Raw genomic sequence first — 20,399 nt, forward strand, 5'->3', positions numbered from 1 at the left:
TATTAATATTATCTACAATAAGATCGTATCAATTTTATTTCAATAAAAATCTCTACTTTATAATAAAAGCAAAATGTGCTATGCTATAGAAAATAATAGTCTAACATATAAGTTCTTAGGCACTAAAACCACTACGGAGGAATTAATAATGGCAAATACAACACAATCCGAACAAAAATCTGAGTTTAAAATAGGGCAGAGAATTGTCTATCCTGCACATGGAGTTGGTGAAATAACAAATATAGAATATCATACTATTGCAGGTACTGAAATTAAAGTATATGTAATTTCCTTTTCGCAGGATAAAATGACATTAAAAGTGCCTGTTAGTAGAGCTGCGGTTGTTGGTCTTAGAGCGGTTGCAAGCAGAAAAGATTTAGATGTCATATATTCAACTCTTCAAGGTAAACCAAAACAAGGAAATAGAATGTGGAGTAGAAGAGCCCAAGAATATGAAGGCAAAATTAACTCAGGTAATATTGTAGCTATAGCCGAAGTATTACGGGACTTACATAAAAATGTTGATAATGATCGTTCTTACAGTGAAAGAACACTCTACGAATCAGCTTTAAATAGACTTGCAGGCGAGCTTGCTATCCTTGAAAACATCCACCCAACCGAAGCAATTAATAAGTTAGTTGAAGTATTGCGTGAAAAATTAGTAGCATAGTTATACTCGTTCAACTTGAAAAATTGACTGTGTCGTCTTTGTAAGTCCTCGGATGCTCACGTATTAAGTATACGCTCTGCTCCTCGGATTACAGGCTCCTTGCTCTTTTCCAAGTTGATCTTCGTATAGCTACTCTTCATTTACTCGGATTATATTTTTATGGATTGGCTGTAGTCTACGACTACTTGCAATAACGAAAAAGCTGATCCATGCAACAAAGCAGACTTGATCACGAACATTTTAATTACTCTACTAACAGATAATTCATCCGGAATTTCTCAAGGGATGTATTAACTACATAGTCAACAAATTCTTTTAATAATTTTGGATCTGTTACTTCCTGTCCTTTATCGTCACGAGCAGTTAAAAGTTTTGAATTAATTTTTTCAAGAACGCCTTTCTTAATATCATCAATATTATGCGTACCGTCTAACATTTCTAAAATATATTTTTCATGTATCGGTATACCTACCATATCGTTAAGTCTATTAGTGACGCTAAACACGCTAGTTACATTATTAAAATATGCTTGTTTTGCTTGGTATCTTGCAAATTCGCTAGTTTTAGGTTTTTCGGTGATAGTTGCTATAGCATGAGGTTTTGTCTCAAATATTTTGAGATAACCTTGAAAAATGAATATGATAAAATGCTGTTCTAATGCTGCTAAGAAATCTTGTAATTGATATTTACCAAGCTTTTTAAAAGCTTCTTTTGCTACTTGTTCTAAGCTTATCGGATTGCTAATATTTTCGGCATATACATATAAAATAGCTTTCATGATCGGCGAAGTGGTTGAAATAAAAGGCTCAGGTAAATTTTCGTAATAGAAGCTAACATTTTCCTGTTCGTTAGTTAAATCAACAGCTTTTTCTAGAATTACCGGTCTAATATTAAGGCTAGTAAAAAACTCTTTTAAATTGTTAAATTCAATTTTTCTGTTTATAGGTATGTTTTGATGACATAATAATGTCGAGCGGAACTTTCTATTAGTGATAAAATCCATATATTGCTCAGTACGAACAATATCATTAACGGCTTGTAGCTTTTCTGCTGCCTGAGTAGGTAAATTACCGATAAACATTGCAGTAAGCGACGTATCACCTAAGTAATTTAGATGATTTTTTTGAGCTTTTTCTATGAATTGGTGAAAATATATACCTGTATTAATTTCGCCTAAATATTCATGTAATACATATGAGTCCGTATATGCAGATAATAATTTTGTTTCATCTCGTAAGAAATTAGAATAAGGCGTTGTGGAGCTTTCTAATGAGTCATTGATGAACTTTAAAAGTAATTTAGCTTGCTGTAATTTATCATGGCTAGTATTAAATAGCTCTGAATGGAATATAATCATTTCACGTATTGTTCTCTGCATATTCCAGCCTGGGAGCGTATTATAGCTTACAAAAGCTATGCCGTTCGGATTTAGCAGTTTATTACAGACTTTGAGTATTTTATCTTGTACTTCTTCAGGTACCCATGAATATACGCCGTGACAAACTATGTAATCAAACTTACCGTATGACTCATCAAGGTCCAATATAGATAATGCCTTTAGTTCGGCATTTTTTATTTTCAAATCACTGATAATTTTTTTACCTAATTCTATTTGTGTTTTGGATAAGTCAACACCTAGAGATTGTGATTTAGGATATGTTTCAGCAAAGTTAAGCAGATTAACACCGATTCCACAACCGAGTTCAAGTATTTTAGCAGTTTCAAGAGGTGGAGGGTTTAGCCCGAATAGCTTACCGATAGTTCTTAAATAAGGTGGGGAGGTATAACTGAAAGTAAATGGAGAATAAGGTACTTCATCATAGGATATTTTATTAGCTTGTTTTGTCATAGTATTTACATTATTTACATAAATTAAAAATCAATTTTAAGCAGTTTCAAAAGATTAAGCAATATATTATTTATATACAAAAAACTTTAAATTTAACTAATGCTCATATAATTATGTAAGTGAAGTGTAATTTTATTTTATGAAAAATAATAATAGTTATTTTGGTTTTTTAAGAGGTGCGATAAAAATCAAGAAGGATGAAATTTTTCTTGTGAATCTGATTGGGATAGTGCTTTATTGTATGGATCAGAAAATACTCTTGATGTCATTCCTGCGAAAGCAGGAATGACATCAAGAGTCATGAAACAACACCGCTTTTAGCTAGGAATGACATTATTAAACAAACTATAACTTAATCAATTGTGCTTTAGTTGCAAAATTTTCTATTCCCTCTAGATTGGTAGTGGTAACCCATAGCTGCATGTTTAAGCCGGTAAAAAATTCGATTAAATATTGACGTCTTTTGTCGTCTAAATGCACAAAGACCTCATCTAAAAGTAAAATCGGTGCTATTTTAGTTAGCTTTATAGCATAATTCATTTCAGCAAGGATTATTGCAATTAATATAGCTTTTTGTTCACCGGTAGAAGAGAATTTGGCTAAGATATTTTTCTTTTGATGCTTTACTAAAAAGTCACTTTTATGAACTCCAAAACTAGTGCGACCAAGTAGTTTATCTTTGCTTCTTGTTTGATAAAGTTCTGCAGTAATAAAACTAACAATATTTTCTTTGCCGTTTAATATTTTTTGTTCAACAATGCCGTCAATCGATAAATCGGCTTTTGGAAATTCATTTTCAAGGTCATCTATTGCTTGCTGCATAAATTCTAAGGTTTTTAAGCGATTATTAGCAATATGGTTAGAAATATCAGCCATCTTTTCTTCAATAATTTTAAGCCAATTATCATCTCTTATATCTTCTACTAGAATTTTATTTCTCTCATGCATGTAATATTCGTATTTACTAACTAGCTCTGCATGCTTTGGATCAAAATTATAAACTATTCTATCAAGAAATTTTCTTCTATCACTGCTACCGCTTGTAAAGATTCCTTCCATGTGTGGAGTCAGCCATATCATGCTAGTGAATTTACTTAACTCATTATTGGCTATTTTACTTTCGTTATACTCAGTTATCCTTCTATTAGAACTACGTTTAAATTGGGTGGTAAATTCTGCAAGTCCTAGCTTACTTTGCAATAGAGTTTTAACTAGACAATGATCTTCTGAAGTTTTGCATACATTGGCAAGTTTTGCTGATCTCAGCCCTCTTCCTGGATAAAATAGCGATATAGCTTCTAAAATATTAGTTTTACCGCTACCGTTTTCACCTATTAAAATTATTGGTGTATTATCTGTTTTTAGTTCAAGATTTTTAAAATTACGATAATTCTCAAGATTTAAGGAATGTAGGAAGATATTTTTCATTTTATGAAAGAATAATAGTTAAATTATTGATACGTTGCATTTATACTGTCTAGAAATTGCCATAGTAGTTTTGCTCCTTGATATGCTAATGTTTGTTCTTTTGAGCTTAAATTATTAATCAAATTTGCACATTCTTGTGTATGCCATTGATCAACTTTACTATGAACAATGAAAAACTGTAAAGTTCTGTAATCTGAATTTCCATAAAATTTTTGTAATCCTTGAATTTTAGAGTCAGATACTTTAGGAGTCTGACGCTCATAAGCATAAAGTACTCCAAGACCTATAGAAAAAGATTCCTCTGTTAATTTAATAACCTTGAACAAGTTTTTGAGTTGAGTCTAATTTAGGTTCTGCAGTGCGTTGGTTTCTTAAACATCCAAGTCCTTTAGCAAAACGTTTCCATAGTTCCGGGTGATTTTCTTCACCTTGTTCTTCTTCTATAAGATTACCAAGTAATATTTGTCTAGCTTGTATATCACTACATTTGGAATGTATTGCACTTAATATAACGTGGGAAAGCTGTAACGTGATGATAATATTCTTTTGTGTAAATTTGTAAAGTAGAATGAGTAAGTTTTCCCATATGCCATAATTGAAAAATGGATGATTTAAGAGGTTATATTGCTCAAGATTTTTATATTAAGCTGTTCTAAAAATTTCATCTTACCTCCTCTTAGTAAATTTATAAATCTGATAATTGTTTGTTTTATCTATTATTACAGAATGCCATTCTGCTAAAAGATTAAGAGGCAAAAAAGTATCTCCATCATAATTTTTATTTATTTTTGTAAGTAAAAATTCATCAATAAGATTTTGTTCTAGGAAAAGAGTTGCTATTTCTGCCCCTCCAACCATAAAAATTTTCTTATCAGTAAAAGGTTTTATTACCTGCCAAAATCATCTAAGGATTTAATAAAAAATATATTATTATAAGATTGTAATGGTGTATTTCTTGAAAAAACAATACAAATACAATTTTTTAAAATCTTTGTAGGTATAGAGTCAAAGGTTTTTCATCCCATGACTATAATATTATTTTTTACCGTCTGATAAAAATATTCAAACTCCTTAGTATAAGACCAAGGCATCTGACCTTTATTACCTATCACCCCTTGTGGGTCACATGCCATTATACCGATGATTTTTCTATTTTTCATAAAATATAGTTAATCATATGGTCTGCTACAAAAAATCTTTGATGCTCTATAACATTATGCACTCGTAAATAATCAACTACGTTTTCCATTAAATATTTTGATATTGCTATTATTTCTAAGTTTTTTTCCGATGCTTTGGAATTATAAAAAGAGGAAATATAAGATTTTCGTGAGTGTCCTAACAATATCTCACATCCTAGATTTTTAAATTCTTTAATATATTGTAATATATAAATTTTGATAAACGGATTTTCCAAAACCAATTCCAGGATCAAGAATGATATTTTTTCTATCAAATCCACATTTTTCTAATTTTGTTATTTCTTGCTCTGTCCATATATTTAAGCTAGCAATCGGAGATTTATCGAAATCAAGACATTTTTGTTTTTGCGGTGGAACGGTTAATGAATGCATAGTAATAATTTTACAATTATAATCGGCAATTAATCGTAATGTATAATCATCTAGATTATTTTTAACCAAGTTGATACAGGAAATAGGGTATTTTTTTTAAACACGTTTAATTACTTCAGGAGTAAAACTATCAATACTGACTATAACTTCCTTAAGCTCTTCAAGAACATTATTAAGCCTTGCATATTCTTCATCTTCATTAATAATTAAAGCAGAAGGACGTGTTGATTGTGATCCAAGCTCAATTATTGTCGCCCCTTCATTTATCAAGCATACAAAATTTCTAACGGCATCTTCTTTATGAAAACTCAATCCTCCATCAGAAAAAGAATCAGGAGTAATGTTTAAAATACCGACAAATTGAGGATTTAAAACAAGAGAGCGTATAACTCCTTGATTTTCAATTAAATGTGCTATTTCTGCAAAGGTTTTATTGTTGTAAAAATTATTGATCGGACATGAATAACGACATTCCAAGCTTAAACCTGCAATTAGATGAATAAGAAATGGTCTGTTTAATAATTCAGGATGCGGTATCTTTAAATCAGGTAAATCTATATGGCAATTATTCCAAAGTAGGATATCTAAGTCAATAACTCTTGGAGACCATTTATCGTAAGAGCTTGCTCGACCTAGTTGTTTTTCAATCTTTTTAAGCTCAATTAGAAGTTTACTAGGCGTCCCTGCACCACCATATTTAAATATGATTTATCCCAAGCTTTATCTGCATTAGGTTGTAGAATAGCTTGTGTTTCAAAAATAATAGATTGCTTAAGCGATATAAAATTACAACTTTTTAGTGAATTTAGAGCTTTTTTAATATTTAAAAGTTTATTACCTAAATTACTGCCTATAGAAATATAAATCATAGTGTCTCCTTTCCTGAATAAGAAAAAGAAACTCCGCCATGCACGCCTGAAACCGGTGATTTTAATTTAGTAACGGTTACGTTTAGAAAAATCTTTTCTAATTTAGATTCGATAAAATTTTGATAATAATATCACATATATTTGTGCGGCTAAATACTCGATAAGATTAAAGTGATTTTCTTGAGAAAGTTTTTGTACTAGCCGTACGATTTTTGCATAACAAACAGTATCGTTTATATTATCCGTTACAGTAGCAAGGGGAGGAGTTGAGAGAAAGAGTTTTATGTTAATTTTTACAGGTTGAGCGTGGTGTTTTTCTTGAGTACTGCAGCCAAGATGTACCCAAGTTATTAGTTCCGCAATATTAAGTTTACATGAATAATTTAAGTTGAAAGCTTGATACCTATAATAATATTAATGTTAGTTTAGTATAAGCTCTTTATAAAAAGATACAATAGTTAAATTGATATACCGCCACTTTTTTTAAAGCCGACATGAGCTTTTTCAAGTTTTTTAATAAGTTTAGGTGAATATGATTTAATTTCTTGTTCCTTGCCGCCTTCATATTTTTTAGCGAGTTTCATGCCCCCTTTGATCATATTATAGGCGAAGTTCATTAGCTTCGTTTCGCCTGCTATTCTTTTTGGGTTCATAAACATATAAATTTGGTAAACGGCAAAGCTTTTTAATAAACGTTTTAAGTCTATTCTAGCTTGTTTGGTTAAACCTTGTAATTTGTCTTTTGGGTTTGTAAGGTTTTTATTAGCATCTCTAACTATTTTAGAATGCTGATGCATTAAATAATTACTGACTTCGGCAACATTCTTGTTAATGAGCTTCTCATCCATTTTAAGCATTTTAAGCTTTAAGTTTTTAGTTTTACCTAAATACTTACGGATTAATAAGATAATCCGACTTTGCAGTTGAGTTAGATCCATAGTTTGTTCATTTAAGATAGAAAGCATTCGTTCCATCTCATACTCAAATTCTTCATTTTGGCTTAATTCTTCAAAAATTTCCTCTACCTCTTTACTTTCAAGTACAAGATCGTCACTAATACCCATTAATGCATCTTTTATTTGATCAGCAATTTTTTTGGTATCTTCGGAAAATTGATTATTTGTCATAATCTAATTCATCGTTAAATATAGCTATTTTTATACTAGCACCACATTTCTGCTTGTCTATAGAAATTGTATTAAGAGATATTAAATTTTTCTCATTGAGGCTAACTCTGAGGAATTATAACAAGCACCTAACATATTGCTAGAATCTTCATTATTATCATAATATGGTCTAAATGAAGAATTAAGGTGTAAATCATCGAACTTTAAAGTATGAATCATGTGACCGGCTTGTCTTAATATTCGTATAATTAGTTTCTAGTTTTTCTTCTTTAAATTTTTCTGCTAAATTTTTATATTTTTCAGTTTTTTGTATAAATTTAAGTTGACTACACGGTGAAGAAATTATTGATGTTAACTCTTTAGACAAATCATATAATATTCCATAAGGTTTAGGTCTTCCTTGTTTTTCTATGAGAGCTTTCGTATTAAGACAAAATACTTTTAGTGAATCTTGCAGACTTTTTTCTGATATATCTAGATTATATTGGTTATAAAAATCACCTTGGCTTGAATATAATTCAATTATTTCTGATGCTAATTTAGCTATATCTTGCGGATTCTTTTGCTGTATTTTCTTTTTTAGTTCTGATTCTTTTAGATGTAATAATTCATTAAAAGCTTCTTTTGCATAAGATATATGAGTAGTATTTTTAAAATATTCTAAAGCTTTTACATAATTTCCGCTCTTAAATTCAATCTTCCCAAGTTTTATATTCGCCTCTTCAGAACCAAGGTTAGCAGCGTTTTCATACAATCCTATTGAGTCTTTAGATAGTTTTGTTGAGCCATTAGGTGTACAGATTTGTGCTTGTTGACAATAAATTTTTGCTAATTGATGTTTATATAAGTTTTCGTTTTTATAACAATCATTAATAGATTTGTGAGTTTCTTTTAGTAATTTTTCTAATAAATTATAAATAGGTAGCGCTTGATCAGGTAACACAGGCTGATGTAAAAGCTTATCATATATTACTTTATCGAGATTTTGAGATATTTCTGTAATAGATTTAGAGGTGGTAATATACTTCCAAAGAGATTTAGCTTCTTGCTTGCTGACTGAGCGAGCCTATTAGTTTTTCTAAATTACTAATGCTATTATTTATAGTTATACCTAATATATTATTAAAATTCTTAAAGCTCTTTGTTAAAAATAATTTAATATTATCTAAATTTTCAACATCAGTGCTAGAATTGTTAATATGTTGTAAAAAGTTTTTTAAGTTATATATATATTATTGATTGCTTTTAAGTCTAAAACATCGTTATTTTTGATATCTTCATAAAATTTTTCAATAGTCTCATTTAATTTGTTATAAAATGAATCTTTATCTTTGCATATTGTATGCTTAAATGATTCTAATAACTTTTCTTTTATATTATATGCCCCGAGGTAAATAAATCGTTAAACCATTTTGCAGAATTAAGTGTAACCAAATTTTCTTTTTCGGAAAATTTGATGTTAGATAAAGATTTAAGGTAATTTAGAAGATTCTCTAATTTATTTTCTGATTTCGGTATTTCTAAAAGCTGATTTAATTTTTTAACGGTTTCTAAGAAATTTCCTATAGTTTTGGCATTGTCTTCTAACTGTTTATAATAATTTACTATATCTATTAATTGTTTCAATTTGTCTGTTTTAGGCAAAACATCTTCAAAACTTAAATTATTTTCTATATATGTAAGCTAATTGATACTAATTGGTACTTCTTTATTAATTACATTTATAGAATTTAAAATATATGTTAAATTTTCGCCGTCGATTGTTATTTTATTATATTTATCTAGAATGATATAATTATCATCTCTAATATTTAATAGCTTTGTATAGTCTTTTGCTTGCTCGCTAGCTTGAAGTAAAAATAGAATTTTTTATTTTATTAATGATACTCTTTTGTTCATCGCTAAAATTACCGAGTTTTATAGTGTCATCAATAATTTTAGATATATGAGTATGATTATTGCTTGCTTGGGCTATCAGTCACTACTATAGATAAATTACCTTCATTTATATCAATATAATTTAGTAAATTGTTCAAATATACCGACAAGTTTTTCTAGATTGGCTTTGACAAGGGAAAAGTTAGAATTTTTTGTAGGAAAAATTTGTCAATAGTAGATTCAGAGGATGAATTAGCAGCATCCAAATAAGAACTGTTATATGTTAAATATTTTGCGTTTTTTATATAAAAACTATCTAAAATATTTGAACTTGTGGTTAGACTTTTTTTGAGCAGTCCCAATTTCCATACTTATTACTTTCTAATATTAATTCACCGTCTTTAAGAAAATTAGCTATGAGCTTTAAATCTTTTTTCTCTTGCCCTAATATAATTATAGCTTTATTACTCCTATCAATAATAGATTCATATTTCTCACTATCTTTATTAATTAAGTCGATAAAATTTTTATCCTTTACATATTGGATATAAAATGTTCCATTTCTGCTTCCTTTATTTCTTCTTTTTTCAACATCATTATATCCCTCATATTTTCTGCTTTATTGTGTTCAATATTATTTGTTATTTCAAACAAATTTTGATTTAGGAGTGTTTGTATCGGTTGAGTTGCATTGTTGTTGTCATTTAGTATTTGAAATAGTACTATCTACTATTTCCGTATGTTCTTGTTTTTTAAATTTATCATTTAAACGTTTTACATAAACGGTATAATTGTACATAATTAATCCGTTTCTTAGTTGTTTTTTTATTTAATAATCTTAACTCAAAAAATTTCAATTTAGTTAATAAATTAATTAATTTTAACTAAAAATATCACAATTTAGATATTACGATATTTAATATACTGAAAGATGATTTTTATTGCATATATGATAAGAATAAGTTTTATTATAAATAAATATTAATAATTACTTAGGTTATGAGAAATAATAAAAACCAAATGTATATTATAAAAATTTTTATAGCCCTAGCTATGATTACGGGCATAATATTTTTATGTTTATTGTATTCTTTATTAACTCCGTCTAAGCTTAAGATTGGTGCGAAAACTAGTAATATGGACTATTCGCCTAAAATTAAGTTTACTCTTATAGATCAAGAAGGAAAGAAATTTGATAGTACCCATTTGCAAGGTCATTTAAGTTTGATTTATTTTGGTACTACCTATTCCTTATATGACAATCAAACACTAAAAAGAGTAGAAGATATTATTAAGATTTTGAAGAAAGAGAATATTTTAGTACAAGTAGTTTTTATTACTCTAGATTCTGAGCATGATACAAGTGAAGTATTAAAAAAATATTTAGAAAAAATAGATGATAATTTTATAGGTTTAACAGGGAGAGTCCAAGATATTGAACAATTAGCAGATCAATTTAAGGTCTTCTATACATCCAAAATATTTGATGTAAAAACAAACAGATATGAATTACAACATTCTAATTTTGTGTATTTAATTAGCAGTCAGGGAAAATTTTTAAAGCATTATTGCTTAGGCTTACCGAAAAATGGTTAACAGATAATCTCTAAGCATTTCCTATTTGTGATGAGAAATGTATTTCATCAATGCCTAAGTGTTTTAATGCATTATGCCATTTACTTTCAGGATTATCGGCAAAAATAAATTCTTTATTACAATCCATAACCAGCCATAGATTTGTCTCTAATTCTTCTTCAAGCTGCCCTGGTTTCCATGCTGTATAACCGACAATGAATAAACTATTTTTAGGTCCTTTACCGAAAGCTATATCTTCTGAAATTTCTAAATTAGAGCTTACTGCTAAATCATTATGGAAATCCAATAACAAATTTTTATTATAATCGCTAGAATGAAGAAAAAACCCTTTTTCATGTTCTACGGGTCCGCCAAGATATATAGGAACCATAACCGGGGTTGTTATTTCGTCATTTTTTATTTTAAAAAACGATTTTAAATCTATATGATTTACTAAGCGGTTAAATATTAATCCTATTGCTCCTTCTTCCGTGTGTGATAACATATAAATTAAGGATTTATGGTAAATGCCTTTTGTAATTACATGCGGTGTAGCAACTAGTGTTTTACCGGATAAGTTATGAAAAATTTTATCGCCCATAAATTAAACTTTAATTATATAATATATAAGATTTAAATCCAATTATTCAATAGAAGTTAACAATAATGATCACATTTTTTGATATTACTATTTTTGCTATTATTACTCTTTTCTCATTTTTCGGCTTATATCAAGGCATAATCGGGTTTGCAACTAGAATACTCGGTTTTATTACTTCTATAATGTTAGGATATTTTTTATATCCATATATTTCTGACCTAATCGGGAAATATATGGATAATGAGGTTATAAGAATAATTATTGCCGGTGTTATATCTTATGTTATTGCTTTAATTTTATGTGTTTTTATAGTTTATAAATTTCTTGCTATAATTTCATTTATGAGAAACGGTTTTATTGACAGATTCTTAGGGCTATTAGCAGGATTTGCCGTAGGTACTACTATCTCGTTAGTACTATTTTTTATAACAATGATCTTTACTTCTGAAAACTATTTTAAAAGTAAATCTTTAAAAGATTTTGTAGTAAGTAGCAAACAGAGCAAATATGGAGGAGTACTGAAAGTTGCCGTTACCACTGATTATTTAGATGAATTAAGTAAAAATATTATAGTTATAATTCCAAACGAGACTTTAAAATCTATTGAAATATTTGAAAATAAAGACCTAAATAATTTCAAAAACTCTCTTAAGAAATCGAATGATTCTAACGATGATGAGGATGTATTTTCTCGAGAATTACAAGATGAGCTTTCTAATATAGATGATGAATAGGATGTTATTTTGACGTCATTGCGAGGAAATTACGACATTGTTGTGCGGATCGAAAAACGCACTAGGTGTCATCCCGTGGTCAAACCACGGGATGACAACGGAAAACTGATCCATACGGGCAATGCCTGCTCGCAATGACGATTACCTACCAAACAAACACCATAACCCCTACCTTTCATTAAACCAGCCTATTTCCCTTAAATTTCATAAATCACGCCATCGTAAATAATTAATAAATACTAACTAATAGTAAATTTATTCATTAATTATTGTGTGTCGTAAATAAATAGTGTATAATGACCGATAAGTTAAGTGGTAAAATCATTAAAAGCAATAAGTTATAGGGGAAGTTATAACTAATAAGAACAAAATTTTTTTAATAAACTTTTACTAGCAACCAGTAGTATTGGGCTGCTTGCAAGCATGGGAGGCTTTGCGGCGGATATTATTCCGGCGGGAAATCCATCTTCTAATATAGGTACGATGAATGATTGAAGATATAATCACAACCATTATCTTCCACAAGATAATGACAATATTATTATCGCAGAAAATAACCATATGGTTAATTTTGCCCAAAATATTAATATTAATGATATTAATCTTTATGGTTTTAATTGGGTATTTACTATTATTGAAGGCAATCCAACTACAAGAGTTAACAATATAACTAACGTTTTGACAATCTGCAAACTCAAAGGGTAGTTCAAAATGCTTTAGGAGCACCTCTTGCATATGGCGCCAATAATAATAATGCAAAAGCAAAGCTAAAGCTTATAAGCGGTAATGGAACAGGTTCTGAGCTAACCATTACCGGTAATGATATTAGTGCCGTTGAATCTATTGAGCTTGTATTTAAAGAAAAAGTTGATATGAAACATCGCAACGGCAGTGTAATAGATACAGGGAATTTAGAGTTTATAAGTTTTGGGAAGGTAAGGGTTAATAAAGGTTTTACCTGTAATATTACTACTACTAAAACTATGAGAGGAGAGGTAACTTTCGTAAAGATTCCTGATATTTATTAAATCGGCTCACAAACCAAACAAGTTTCTAAAGTGATGTTTGAAGGTAATCATGAACACAAATTGCATAATGATATTCATTCTAGACAAACTAATTTTGATTCGGGAACTTATAATATTCGCACGCAGGACATTACAATTAACGGTAATGCTAATGTTAATGGCTCGACATTCGATCTTAGACGTAACGTAATTCTTACCGGTGATGTAGTACTTGAAGGTAATATTACTATAAATGCTTTAGGAGAAAGCGGTATAGTTTTTCAAAATCTCCCTACGGCATTCGGTACAAATATTGTGATTAATATTAATAGGGTTCACACGGCGAATGATGTAGCCGCCCTATCAATTTTGAGGATGAGTAATGGAGATGGATTTGTTCCTAATGGATATACTTATACTGCAGCAAACCGGTACAGGTGTGAATAATATGTATGTCGCTGGTAAGTCCGGTAACTTAACTACAGGGATTGCAGGCATAAAATTAACCGCTCCTAATAGATTATCAAACGATACTCAAATAGTACCGGGACTACATGCTTCTGTAGAAAATAGCTTTAGCAATAAGCAACCTAAGGTGAAAGCTAGATTTATTTGGGCAGATAATTACTTTGAGAACACTACAAGTAGCAGCACACCGAAAGTCGGCTATAATGTAGGTGCAATTTTACTTACCGCTCATAAGAATATTGAGCTATTTGCAACGTATAACTGTAATTTACGCAGCAAATATACTAGCCACCAAAGGGTTCATAAAGTTAAAGATATTGTTCTAAAAATATCATTCCTGTGCGGGATACCAAATCGTCATTGCGAGCAGCCGTAGGCTGCGTGGCAATCTCATGAAATAATAACAAACTCCTGAGATTGCTTCGTCAAATTACTTTGTGATTTTCCTTGCAATGACGAAAAAACAATATCCACGCAGCAATGCCTCATCGCCTTGTGAATTCCTTGCTCTTTTTGAAGTTAATCTTCGTCTACCATTCTTCATTTCACATCAGTATACTCATAATTCCCTAACCGGTTTTAGTACTAACTTTTTGTGACTAAAGATATTGATTTTAGAAAAGAAATTACTTTTTGGCTTTTTAAAATCACGTTGATAATTTTCACCGGTGATAGCATTATAGCTAGTAATTAAAGAAGGTATAACCTCGTTATAATATATTTTATAAAGGTCATGCATAGTTTCTTTGGTAGTTAAATATCCCCATTTTACGGTTTGTTGCGGTACTCTTGCTAAGGCTTCAATGCAGGCTATCGCTTCTTCAATTTCAGGGTTTTTATTTTTATACACGTCAGCTGCCGGTGATAAATTAGCTTGCATATCTTTAAACATAGCATCAATCATTAATGCCATATATTCATCGGTTTTAAATTTTCTTACAAATATTAGATTATTCCTACTGCTATAATTTAAAAGCCGAAATTTATATATAAAAATCATGAATTTTATAGCATAAACTTTTAAGCCGCTAACTTTATTTGCATTATAAAATTTAAGTTTCGTTTCATAATCTAATTGCTTTTTCATACCTGCTTTAAGGAGCTTACTCAGCAAATTATGACAATGTATTATGTCATTTTTTCTAGCAATTCGTACTTTATCGGTAGCTTTAGTACCGGAAAAATTAGCCGAATGGCGAGTTATTTGCCTGCCTTTATCATCTCTCTTTATATCGGCAAAATGCCCAAGCTCTTGGGCTGCGATAATCTGAAGTCTTGCTGCTGCAGCAAAGCCGTTGCCGTAAGTAGGATGATCTTTATTGTTTTCAGCAAAAGGATTACCGCCGCATGAAACAAAAATAGCTACGTCCTTGCCGTTAGTGCTTTGCATACCGCTATTACCGCCTACTCGTTGCCAGCTAACCATATCCATCATATCGCCGATATTATGTGAGTAGGTAAGAAATACTTCCGTCTTATTAAGAAGAAGCCACCTTATTACGATCGGATGAGCTGACTGAACAAAAATACGTGCTAGCATTTCGGTTACTTCTTTCTTAACCGGCTGTAGCTTTTGTATTTGCTTTTTTAAATTATCGAAAATTGATTTTATTTTTTGATCTGAAGCGGAATTTCTGTATAAATTTTGAAAAAGCTTGGTAGTTTCAGGGATTAAATGCGGGCTTGTTAGCTCTTCTTGACTAACCATTAAGCTTATATTAAGAGCAGGTTCAGTAAACCTTGCAAAATTGCAGCAATCATCGGTATCTATACGTAATTTACCGGACTTAATTAATTGCATAGCCAAATGCTCATACTCTATTTCCATGTCCTGCTTATAAATAGCAGGAACACGGTCAAGAATGTGATATATGCTAGTCATTTTAAAAATTTAGTGGTTATTTTCTACATTACTTGTTGGTAGTACATCATCATTTTCGTCTATATTTAAAGGTATGAGCTCTAAGTTAAATACAAGCTCAGGTTTATTAGGTACGTGTTTCGGTTTAGGTTCTTCTTCAAATATGAGGTTTACAACAACATCTACCTTAGGGAATACTGTATCAAAGCAATCTTTAAAAAATTTATCTGACGATTTTAACTTTATTGCATCTAATGCTTTTTGTCTACCATCTTTATTTTTAATACATATGTTAATTGCCTCTCTCCTAAAAAATAAATGAGGATAATCATCGAAAATTTTTGTAATTAGCTCCGGCTGTTGCTCGCTAAAATATTTGAGATATACCTTATTACCATATCTAAATATTTTATATGCTAAGAATAAGACAAAACAACCTTGTTCTTCTTCAGTAAATTTATCAGCAAAATATTTTGATTAAGAAAATCTTCAACTCCTCTTCTGATGCCGGTTGAAGAAATCGCTATTTTTTTAAAGTGGTTTTGAGCAATCAACCGAAAAGCAAGATATCTTTATACTTCGCAGCTGTCCGCTTTTTGCTTTCTCAGTTATTATTTCAGATTCAGGTACTTGCTTTTCCATTTGCCATAAATCGTACTCTACTACATTGCCGGGAGTAGTTTTCTTTATATCATCCCATGATGTGCTTAATCCTTCTTTTGTAGTAGTTAAAATTTGATTTAACAACGATTTAGAACTCTTTAAATATATCCTCTGCATGATGATACATATAACTAATCAAAGAAATAGCATCTTGAAACGCTAATTTTTTATAGGATTACTATTCATTTCTTTGATATTATTTGGTATCATAACGAAACAATTTATTGTGCATTGGCAATTTAGTCGTAAAGAAATTACTGAAATCTGTCTCATTATTTTTTTTGATTTCTACACTCCTTAAATTAGCAAAAAGTAAAGCTAATCTCTGTAGATCTTGTCCTACAGGTACGGTTATATTAGATTATTTATTAATCATTTTACAAAATTTAGTAAGTACATCTACTAGCTTTTTTTCTTCCTTAGAGTTAAACATATTATCACCGGGATCATGCAGAACTGCTATTAGAGCAGTGGCAATAGAATTTAAAAAACCGGACGCTGCGATGTCGCCAAGATAACAAACCCATTTTATAAGAGAAGAGGCACTCACACGTTAAATACCCTGCATCAGGAACTACTAGGCCGCTACTTACAGCACTAGCAGCAATACATACATTGTTGTAAAGCCATATTAAAACATTCTAATACAGACTGAGTTTTAGATAACCTACCGGTTACTTTGTGAACCACAAAATATAATATTCTTCTAATTTAGGGTTAATGACTTTCAATTCTTTAATTTGGTTGTTTATATCTGCAGTATACCTAACATTTGCAGATTGTAACATTTTTTTATGTCTGCAATTGCTTGCGCATGTCGAGCTATATCGTGGTTATGTTTAGCTATTATGATTATTAATGCATTTAATGTTTGACTCACTTCTATTATATCATGCGAATCTTTATTATTAAACGAAGTTAATTGACTACTATCTCTCGATAACATCGGTGAATTATTAGTTTTATTAAGTTCTGGAGTTATTTGACTGAGAATTTCCTGAAATTCTTCCTCATTCTCTGGACAAGATATATATATATTTGTTAAGTACAGTACCAGCTTCGCTTAATTTGCCTGCTTTATAAAAAGCTTTTCCTAATAAAACATCAGTATCTTTAGGTTTAGATGTATATAGAGCTGTTTGTCGTAATGAAGCTACTGCCTTAAGGTAAAGGTCTGTTTGTTCAACATTATTATAATACTCTCCCCAACACAAGTAAGTGATGCCTTCATGATAATAGATATGTAGAAAACCTTTATATTGTTTAATTTAAGGTAAATATATTAAGTGCTTCTTTATATTCATTTTTACTTAAAAGTTCTCTTCCTTTAGAGATTAATTGGTTTACGATCTCTTTCATATTCTAATCTATTATTAGTTAATTGTTTAAATCATATTATGGCCGCCGTTGATAGAAATAGTTTCACCTGTGATAAATCCGGTATTTTCATCAACTAAAAATGCCACGGCTCTAGCTATTTCTTCCGGCTGTCCTAGTCTTTTTTTGGGGATACTATTAACGATTTTAACAAGCACGTCTTCGGGTACTGCTCCTACCATTTCGGTTGCAATATATCCTGGAGCTATACAGTTAATGGTGATATTTTTAGAAGCAGTTTCACGAGCAAGGGCCTTAGTAAAGCTGGTAATTCCAGCTTTAGCAGCAGAGTAATTAGTCTGCCCAACCTGCCTTGCTTGAGTATTAATTGAACTGATATTTATTATACGACCGTAATCTTGGTTTCGTATCTGCTCCATTACGCTACTAGACATATTAAAGCAAGAATTGAGATTAACGTTAATCACATCATTCCAATCTTGATGACTCGTTCTATGTAGCATTTTATCTTTGGTAATACCGGCATTATTTACAAGAATACTTACTGGTTTTTTAAACTCCTCTTCAATTTCCTTTACTGCTTTTCTACATTCTTCAAAATCCGCAATATTCCAGCGTTTGGTTTTTATACAGTATTTTTCTTCTATTTCTTTAGCAGTGTCGTAATTGCTGAGAAAATTAGCAACTACCGTAAGACCCTTATTTTTTAATTCTAAAGCGGTAGCTTTACCTATTCCTCTAGTACCGCCTGTTACAATTGTAAGTTCTGACATTATTTCTCCATACCTATATTTTGACTTTTATTAAATTTAACCGGTGGGGTTATACTTAGTTTAAGCTGTGATACCGATTTAGTTAACGGTTTAACAACTTTCCTATCACTGCGTATTGCGATAGATTCTCTAGGGTGATTTTTTTCATATTCTGCATCTATCTTTTATCCATCTTTTTTTTGTCTGCAATTTTATTAGTTTTAGCAGTTAATGCCATTATAGCAGCAAGTGTTTCTTTTCTACTTTTTGGAATGACTCTTTTATTTTCTTTTTTAGTGCCGTAACAACCTATTGTTGCACCGTCTGCATAAATACTACCTGCTTGCTGAGTAATATGACAGTTTTTAAGTAATTGTTTATCGATATCTGTTTTCTTTTTATACCGGTATATTTTGATACTGCTTGAGATATTTTATTATGTTCATTAAGCCCTTCTCTATCTTTACCGTTGGCACACATTGTGCATATTTCTTCCTGAGGTAAATTTATTAAACTAGTGGTTTTAGTTTCTTGTTTATTTTGTCTTATTTTCGCTGTTAAATTACTTAAGACATCTGATATATTTAGATTAATATTTTCTTTATCAAAAGATATAAAAGGAAGTTTTGTCTCGAAGGATACTCTAAAAGGAATATCTGCTTGTTCAATATTTTTTCTTAATGTTACAGCTTTTTTTAATATTTCTTTTTCCTGATCCGTTAAATTTGCATTGTTAATTGTTTCTGCTGCATTTCCTTTAGGTTTATTTATCCTAAAAAAATGTTCAAATTTGCTTCTCGGTTTAATATGTGCTTTTAATTCATCAATGCCTTTTTCAGTCGGTAAATTTTTTGCTATTTTGTTTAAAGTATCACTCACTCCTGCAAAGTTATTTGTTATTCCTATAAGCCTAAATAAATTAAGAGGAGTATTAGTATTTTTCCCACCGACATTTTCCATAGATTTTTTTGTCTGATCAACAATTGTTGGATCATTGCCAGCTCCTATAGGACCTGAGTTTAATGTATTAGTATGAAGAGTAACGCCGTCTTCAAGCCATTCTTGAGCTTGGCGTGCATTTAAGTCGGTAATTTTTTGTCTAGAATCTATATCATTTGAAATCGAGGCTAATGTACCTGCATGTTTTAGATGTAAGCAATGTTTCAAAATTTTTACCGTCTTTGTCAGTTATTGCCCCAATTTTCTCAAAGGCGTTTTTCATGCCAACAATTTGTCGTAACTGGGTTGGGATAACATGCCTACCGTTTTAAATTGTATCAGTATATTGATCAACAAGCTTCCTCTCGCATTCAGGCATTACATTATACCAGTTTTTATCGTCTCTATTTTGATATTCTTGCTTTTGTTCTTCTGTCAAGCCTTTAAAAGCTACTTCCGCTTCGACTACAATATGCTCTTTTTCCTCATCATTGATGACTTTTGACAACGTGACTATATTACAATGCTCATCATTAAAATTTTGAAAATCTTTAGCAACATTTAATTTTTTATGAGCATTTTTAATACCATTGTTTCCTAGCAATTCAGCAACACTGTCAATTTCAGCTTGCCTATTTTTTGAGATGTTTTCTTGTGATTTTTCCATATTCAAAGTATTAAAACTATTAATAAATTTTACTGCTTCTTTATTTAATTTTAGTACAAGCTCAGGTTTATTTTTGCCCTTTGCTATGTTTATCGCTCCTCTGATAGCATTTAAATATTGCATTTCAAAAGCTTTAGTGCCTAAAACAATTTTTTCATTGGGATTGTTACGACCGTCACGTATTAATATTGGAGTTTTACCGTTTTTCCCTTCAATTTTAGTAAGCTTTATACCGGTTTTCTCATGACGTAACATTGCTAAACCCTGTAATGCCTCAGTAAAGTTGCCTTTTTCAACAGCTTCTTCAATTTTCGCTCTATTTGTTTCTAAAGTAACGCCTACTTCGGGTGTGGTTAAAAATTCTTTTGTATGATTTAATAAAAACTCCTTATCGTTATC

At 30.4% G+C, this 20,399-nt stretch carries 19 protein-coding genes and 6 pseudogenes; 5 read left to right on the forward strand and 20 right to left on the reverse strand.

Going from position 1 to position 20,399, the window contains the following annotated elements:
- Nucleotides 1-148 precede the first annotated feature (148 nt).
- Entirely contained in the window at nucleotides 149-670 is a 522-nt protein-coding gene (locus WSW_RS0105090; RefSeq protein WP_010976718.1) for a CarD family transcriptional regulator, read from the forward strand.
- A 244-nt stretch (nucleotides 671-914) separates the two neighbouring features.
- Here the strand turns inward: WSW_RS0105090 and WSW_RS0105095 are convergent, their stop codons facing one another.
- From WSW_RS0105095 to WSW_RS0105150, 10 genes and pseudogenes are all read right to left on the reverse strand, one after another.
- Nucleotides 915-2,519 (reverse strand): methyltransferase regulatory domain-containing protein, encoded by a 1,605-nt coding sequence (locus WSW_RS0105095; RefSeq protein WP_016917326.1) that lies wholly within the window; start codon nucleotides 2,517-2,519, stop codon nucleotides 915-917.
- Between the two features lie 345 nt (nucleotides 2,520-2,864).
- Nucleotides 2,865-3,947 (reverse strand): DNA replication/repair protein RecF, encoded by a 1,083-nt coding sequence (gene recF, locus WSW_RS0105105; RefSeq protein ID WP_016917328.1) that lies wholly within the window; start codon nucleotides 3,945-3,947, stop codon nucleotides 2,865-2,867.
- A gap of 23 nt (nucleotides 3,948-3,970) precedes the next feature.
- Nucleotides 3,971-4,535: pseudogene (locus WSW_RS1000000114135) on the reverse strand (CADD family putative folate metabolism protein).
- A 78-nt stretch (nucleotides 4,536-4,613) separates the two neighbouring features.
- A pseudogene (locus WSW_RS1000000111710) lies at nucleotides 4,614-5,107 on the reverse strand (dihydrofolate reductase).
- Nucleotides 5,104-6,229: pseudogene (folP, locus tag WSW_RS1000000113150) on the reverse strand (dihydropteroate synthase). Before folP ends, WSW_RS1000000111710 begins: the two co-directional pseudogenes overlap by 4 nt.
- The gene (locus WSW_RS1000000113975; RefSeq protein ID WP_016917333.1) at nucleotides 6,184-6,390 is read right to left on the reverse strand and encodes a 2-amino-4-hydroxy-6-hydroxymethyldihydropteridine diphosphokinase; all 207 of its coding nucleotides are present in this window, start codon (nucleotides 6,388-6,390) and stop codon (nucleotides 6,184-6,186) included. The pseudogene folP and the gene WSW_RS1000000113975 overlap by 46 nt, the downstream one beginning before the upstream one ends.
- Before the next feature lie 102 nt (nucleotides 6,391-6,492).
- Nucleotides 6,493-6,753 carry a dihydroneopterin aldolase gene (locus WSW_RS1000000110895; protein WP_338000719.1) on the reverse strand — a complete coding sequence of 87 codons (261 nt, stop codon included), beginning with the start codon at nucleotides 6,751-6,753 and terminating at the stop codon, nucleotides 6,493-6,495.
- A gap of 95 nt (nucleotides 6,754-6,848) precedes the next feature.
- A complete protein-coding gene (locus WSW_RS0105140; protein ID WP_016917334.1) occupies nucleotides 6,849-7,517 on the reverse strand; it encodes a DUF5394 family protein in 669 nt (222 codons plus the stop codon).
- A gap of 193 nt (nucleotides 7,518-7,710) precedes the next feature.
- Nucleotides 7,711-8,460 carry a hypothetical protein gene (locus tag WSW_RS01000000108440; protein WP_016917335.1) on the reverse strand — a complete coding sequence of 250 codons (750 nt, stop codon included), beginning with the start codon at nucleotides 8,458-8,460 and terminating at the stop codon, nucleotides 7,711-7,713.
- A 428-nt stretch (nucleotides 8,461-8,888) separates the two neighbouring features.
- Entirely contained in the window at nucleotides 8,889-9,161 is a 273-nt protein-coding gene (locus WSW_RS0105150) for a hypothetical protein (RefSeq protein WP_016917336.1), read from the reverse strand.
- 1,233 nt (nucleotides 9,162-10,394) lie between these two features.
- On the opposite strand from WSW_RS0105150, the gene WSW_RS0105165 reads away from it, so the two are divergent.
- Nucleotides 10,395-10,991: an SCO family protein gene (locus tag WSW_RS0105165; RefSeq protein ID WP_016917337.1), complete on the forward strand. Its 597-nt coding sequence runs from the start codon at nucleotides 10,395-10,397 to the stop codon at nucleotides 10,989-10,991.
- A gap of 10 nt (nucleotides 10,992-11,001) precedes the next feature.
- Here WSW_RS0105165 and WSW_RS0105170 read toward each other — a convergent pair whose 3' ends face one another.
- Nucleotides 11,002-11,571 (reverse strand): YqgE/AlgH family protein, encoded by a 570-nt coding sequence (locus WSW_RS0105170; protein WP_010976730.1) that lies wholly within the window; start codon nucleotides 11,569-11,571, stop codon nucleotides 11,002-11,004.
- A gap of 65 nt (nucleotides 11,572-11,636) precedes the next feature.
- Between WSW_RS0105170 and WSW_RS0105175 the strand changes: the two genes are divergently transcribed.
- The 3 genes and pseudogenes from WSW_RS0105175 to WSW_RS1000000109520 all read left to right on the forward strand — a co-directional run bounded on the left by WSW_RS0105175 (nucleotide 11,637) and on the right by WSW_RS1000000109520 (nucleotide 14,106).
- Nucleotides 11,637-12,305 (forward strand): CvpA family protein, encoded by a 669-nt coding sequence (locus tag WSW_RS0105175; RefSeq protein ID WP_016769775.1) that lies wholly within the window; start codon nucleotides 11,637-11,639, stop codon nucleotides 12,303-12,305.
- A gap of 561 nt (nucleotides 12,306-12,866) precedes the next feature.
- A pseudogene (locus tag WSW_RS1000000113155) lies at nucleotides 12,867-13,759 on the forward strand (hypothetical protein).
- Nucleotides 13,716-14,106, forward strand: a pseudogene (locus WSW_RS1000000109520) (autotransporter domain-containing protein). The pseudogenes WSW_RS1000000113155 and WSW_RS1000000109520 overlap by 44 nt, the downstream one beginning before the upstream one ends.
- A gap of 233 nt (nucleotides 14,107-14,339) precedes the next feature.
- Here WSW_RS1000000109520 and WSW_RS0105205 read toward each other — a convergent pair.
- The 9 genes and pseudogenes from WSW_RS0105205 to WSW_RS1000000113180 all read right to left on the reverse strand — a co-directional run bounded on the left by WSW_RS0105205 (nucleotide 14,340) and on the right by WSW_RS1000000113180 (nucleotide 20,255).
- The gene (locus tag WSW_RS0105205) at nucleotides 14,340-15,662 is read right to left on the reverse strand and encodes a DUF2748 family protein (RefSeq protein WP_016917339.1); all 1,323 of its coding nucleotides are present in this window, start codon (nucleotides 15,660-15,662) and stop codon (nucleotides 14,340-14,342) included.
- Between the two features lie 9 nt (nucleotides 15,663-15,671).
- A pseudogene (locus WSW_RS1000000110905) lies at nucleotides 15,672-16,195 on the reverse strand (hypothetical protein).
- Nucleotides 16,173-16,388, reverse strand: a complete 216-nt coding sequence (locus tag WSW_RS1000000113160; protein WP_238528518.1) for a hypothetical protein — start codon at nucleotides 16,386-16,388, stop codon at nucleotides 16,173-16,175. Before WSW_RS1000000113160 ends, WSW_RS1000000110905 begins: the two are co-directional and overlap by 23 nt.
- A gap of 277 nt (nucleotides 16,389-16,665) precedes the next feature.
- Complete coding sequence (locus tag WSW_RS1000000113165; protein ID WP_238528520.1) at nucleotides 16,666-16,854, reverse strand: hypothetical protein; 189 nt, start codon at nucleotides 16,852-16,854, stop codon at nucleotides 16,666-16,668.
- Between the two features lie 198 nt (nucleotides 16,855-17,052).
- Complete coding sequence (locus WSW_RS1000000113170; protein ID WP_016917340.1) at nucleotides 17,053-17,250, reverse strand: hypothetical protein; 198 nt, start codon at nucleotides 17,248-17,250, stop codon at nucleotides 17,053-17,055.
- Nucleotides 17,251-17,314: 64 nt separating this feature from the next.
- Nucleotides 17,315-17,518, reverse strand: a complete 204-nt coding sequence (locus WSW_RS1000000109535; protein WP_016917341.1) for a hypothetical protein — start codon at nucleotides 17,516-17,518, stop codon at nucleotides 17,315-17,317.
- A 171-nt stretch (nucleotides 17,519-17,689) separates the two neighbouring features.
- Nucleotides 17,690-18,415, reverse strand: a complete 726-nt coding sequence (locus WSW_RS0105240) for an SDR family oxidoreductase (RefSeq protein WP_016917342.1) — start codon at nucleotides 18,413-18,415, stop codon at nucleotides 17,690-17,692.
- Between the two features lie 288 nt (nucleotides 18,416-18,703).
- Nucleotides 18,704-19,561, reverse strand: a complete 858-nt coding sequence (locus WSW_RS1000000113175) for a hypothetical protein (protein WP_016917343.1) — start codon at nucleotides 19,559-19,561, stop codon at nucleotides 18,704-18,706.
- Between the two features lie 100 nt (nucleotides 19,562-19,661).
- A complete protein-coding gene (locus tag WSW_RS1000000113180; RefSeq protein WP_016917344.1) occupies nucleotides 19,662-20,255 on the reverse strand; it encodes a hypothetical protein in 594 nt (197 codons plus the stop codon).
- Nucleotides 20,256-20,399 lie beyond the last annotated feature (144 nt).

It is taken from the genome of Rickettsia honei RB (assembly GCF_000263055.1).
GTDB lineage: Bacteria > Pseudomonadota > Alphaproteobacteria > Rickettsiales > Rickettsiaceae > Rickettsia > Rickettsia rickettsii.

Coding starts and splice junctions, on each gene's coding strand:
- WSW_RS0105240 (WP_016917342.1), bottom strand. CDS start 18,415: ATGTCAGAACTTACAATTGTAACAGGCGGTACTAGAGGAATAGGTAAA.
- WSW_RS0105095 (WP_016917326.1), bottom strand. CDS start 2,519: ATGACAAAACAAGCTAATAAAATATCCTATGATGAAGTACCTTATTCT.
- WSW_RS0105140 (WP_016917334.1), bottom strand. CDS start 7,517: ATGACAAATAATCAATTTTCCGAAGATACCAAAAAAATTGCTGATCAA.
- WSW_RS0105170 (WP_010976730.1), bottom strand. CDS start 11,571: ATGGGCGATAAAATTTTTCATAACTTATCCGGTAAAACACTAGTTGCT.
- WSW_RS1000000113180 (WP_016917344.1), bottom strand. CDS start 20,255: ATGTTACGTCATGAGAAAACCGGTATAAAGCTTACTAAAATTGAAGGG.
- WSW_RS0105090 (WP_010976718.1), top strand. CDS start 149: ATGGCAAATACAACACAATCCGAACAAAAATCTGAGTTTAAAATAGGG.
- WSW_RS0105165 (WP_016917337.1), top strand. CDS start 10,395: ATGAGAAATAATAAAAACCAAATGTATATTATAAAAATTTTTATAGCC.
- WSW_RS0105205 (WP_016917339.1), bottom strand. CDS start 15,662: ATGACTAGCATATATCACATTCTTGACCGTGTTCCTGCTATTTATAAG.
- WSW_RS1000000113170 (WP_016917340.1), bottom strand. CDS start 17,250: ATGTTATCGAGAGATAGTAGTCAATTAACTTCGTTTAATAATAAAGAT.
- recF (WP_016917328.1), bottom strand. CDS start 3,947: ATGAAAAATATCTTCCTACATTCCTTAAATCTTGAGAATTATCGTAAT.
- WSW_RS0105175 (WP_016769775.1), top strand. CDS start 11,637: ATGATCACATTTTTTGATATTACTATTTTTGCTATTATTACTCTTTTC.
- WSW_RS1000000113975 (WP_016917333.1), bottom strand. CDS start 6,390: ATGATTTATATTTCTATAGGCAGTAATTTAGGTAATAAACTTTTAAAT.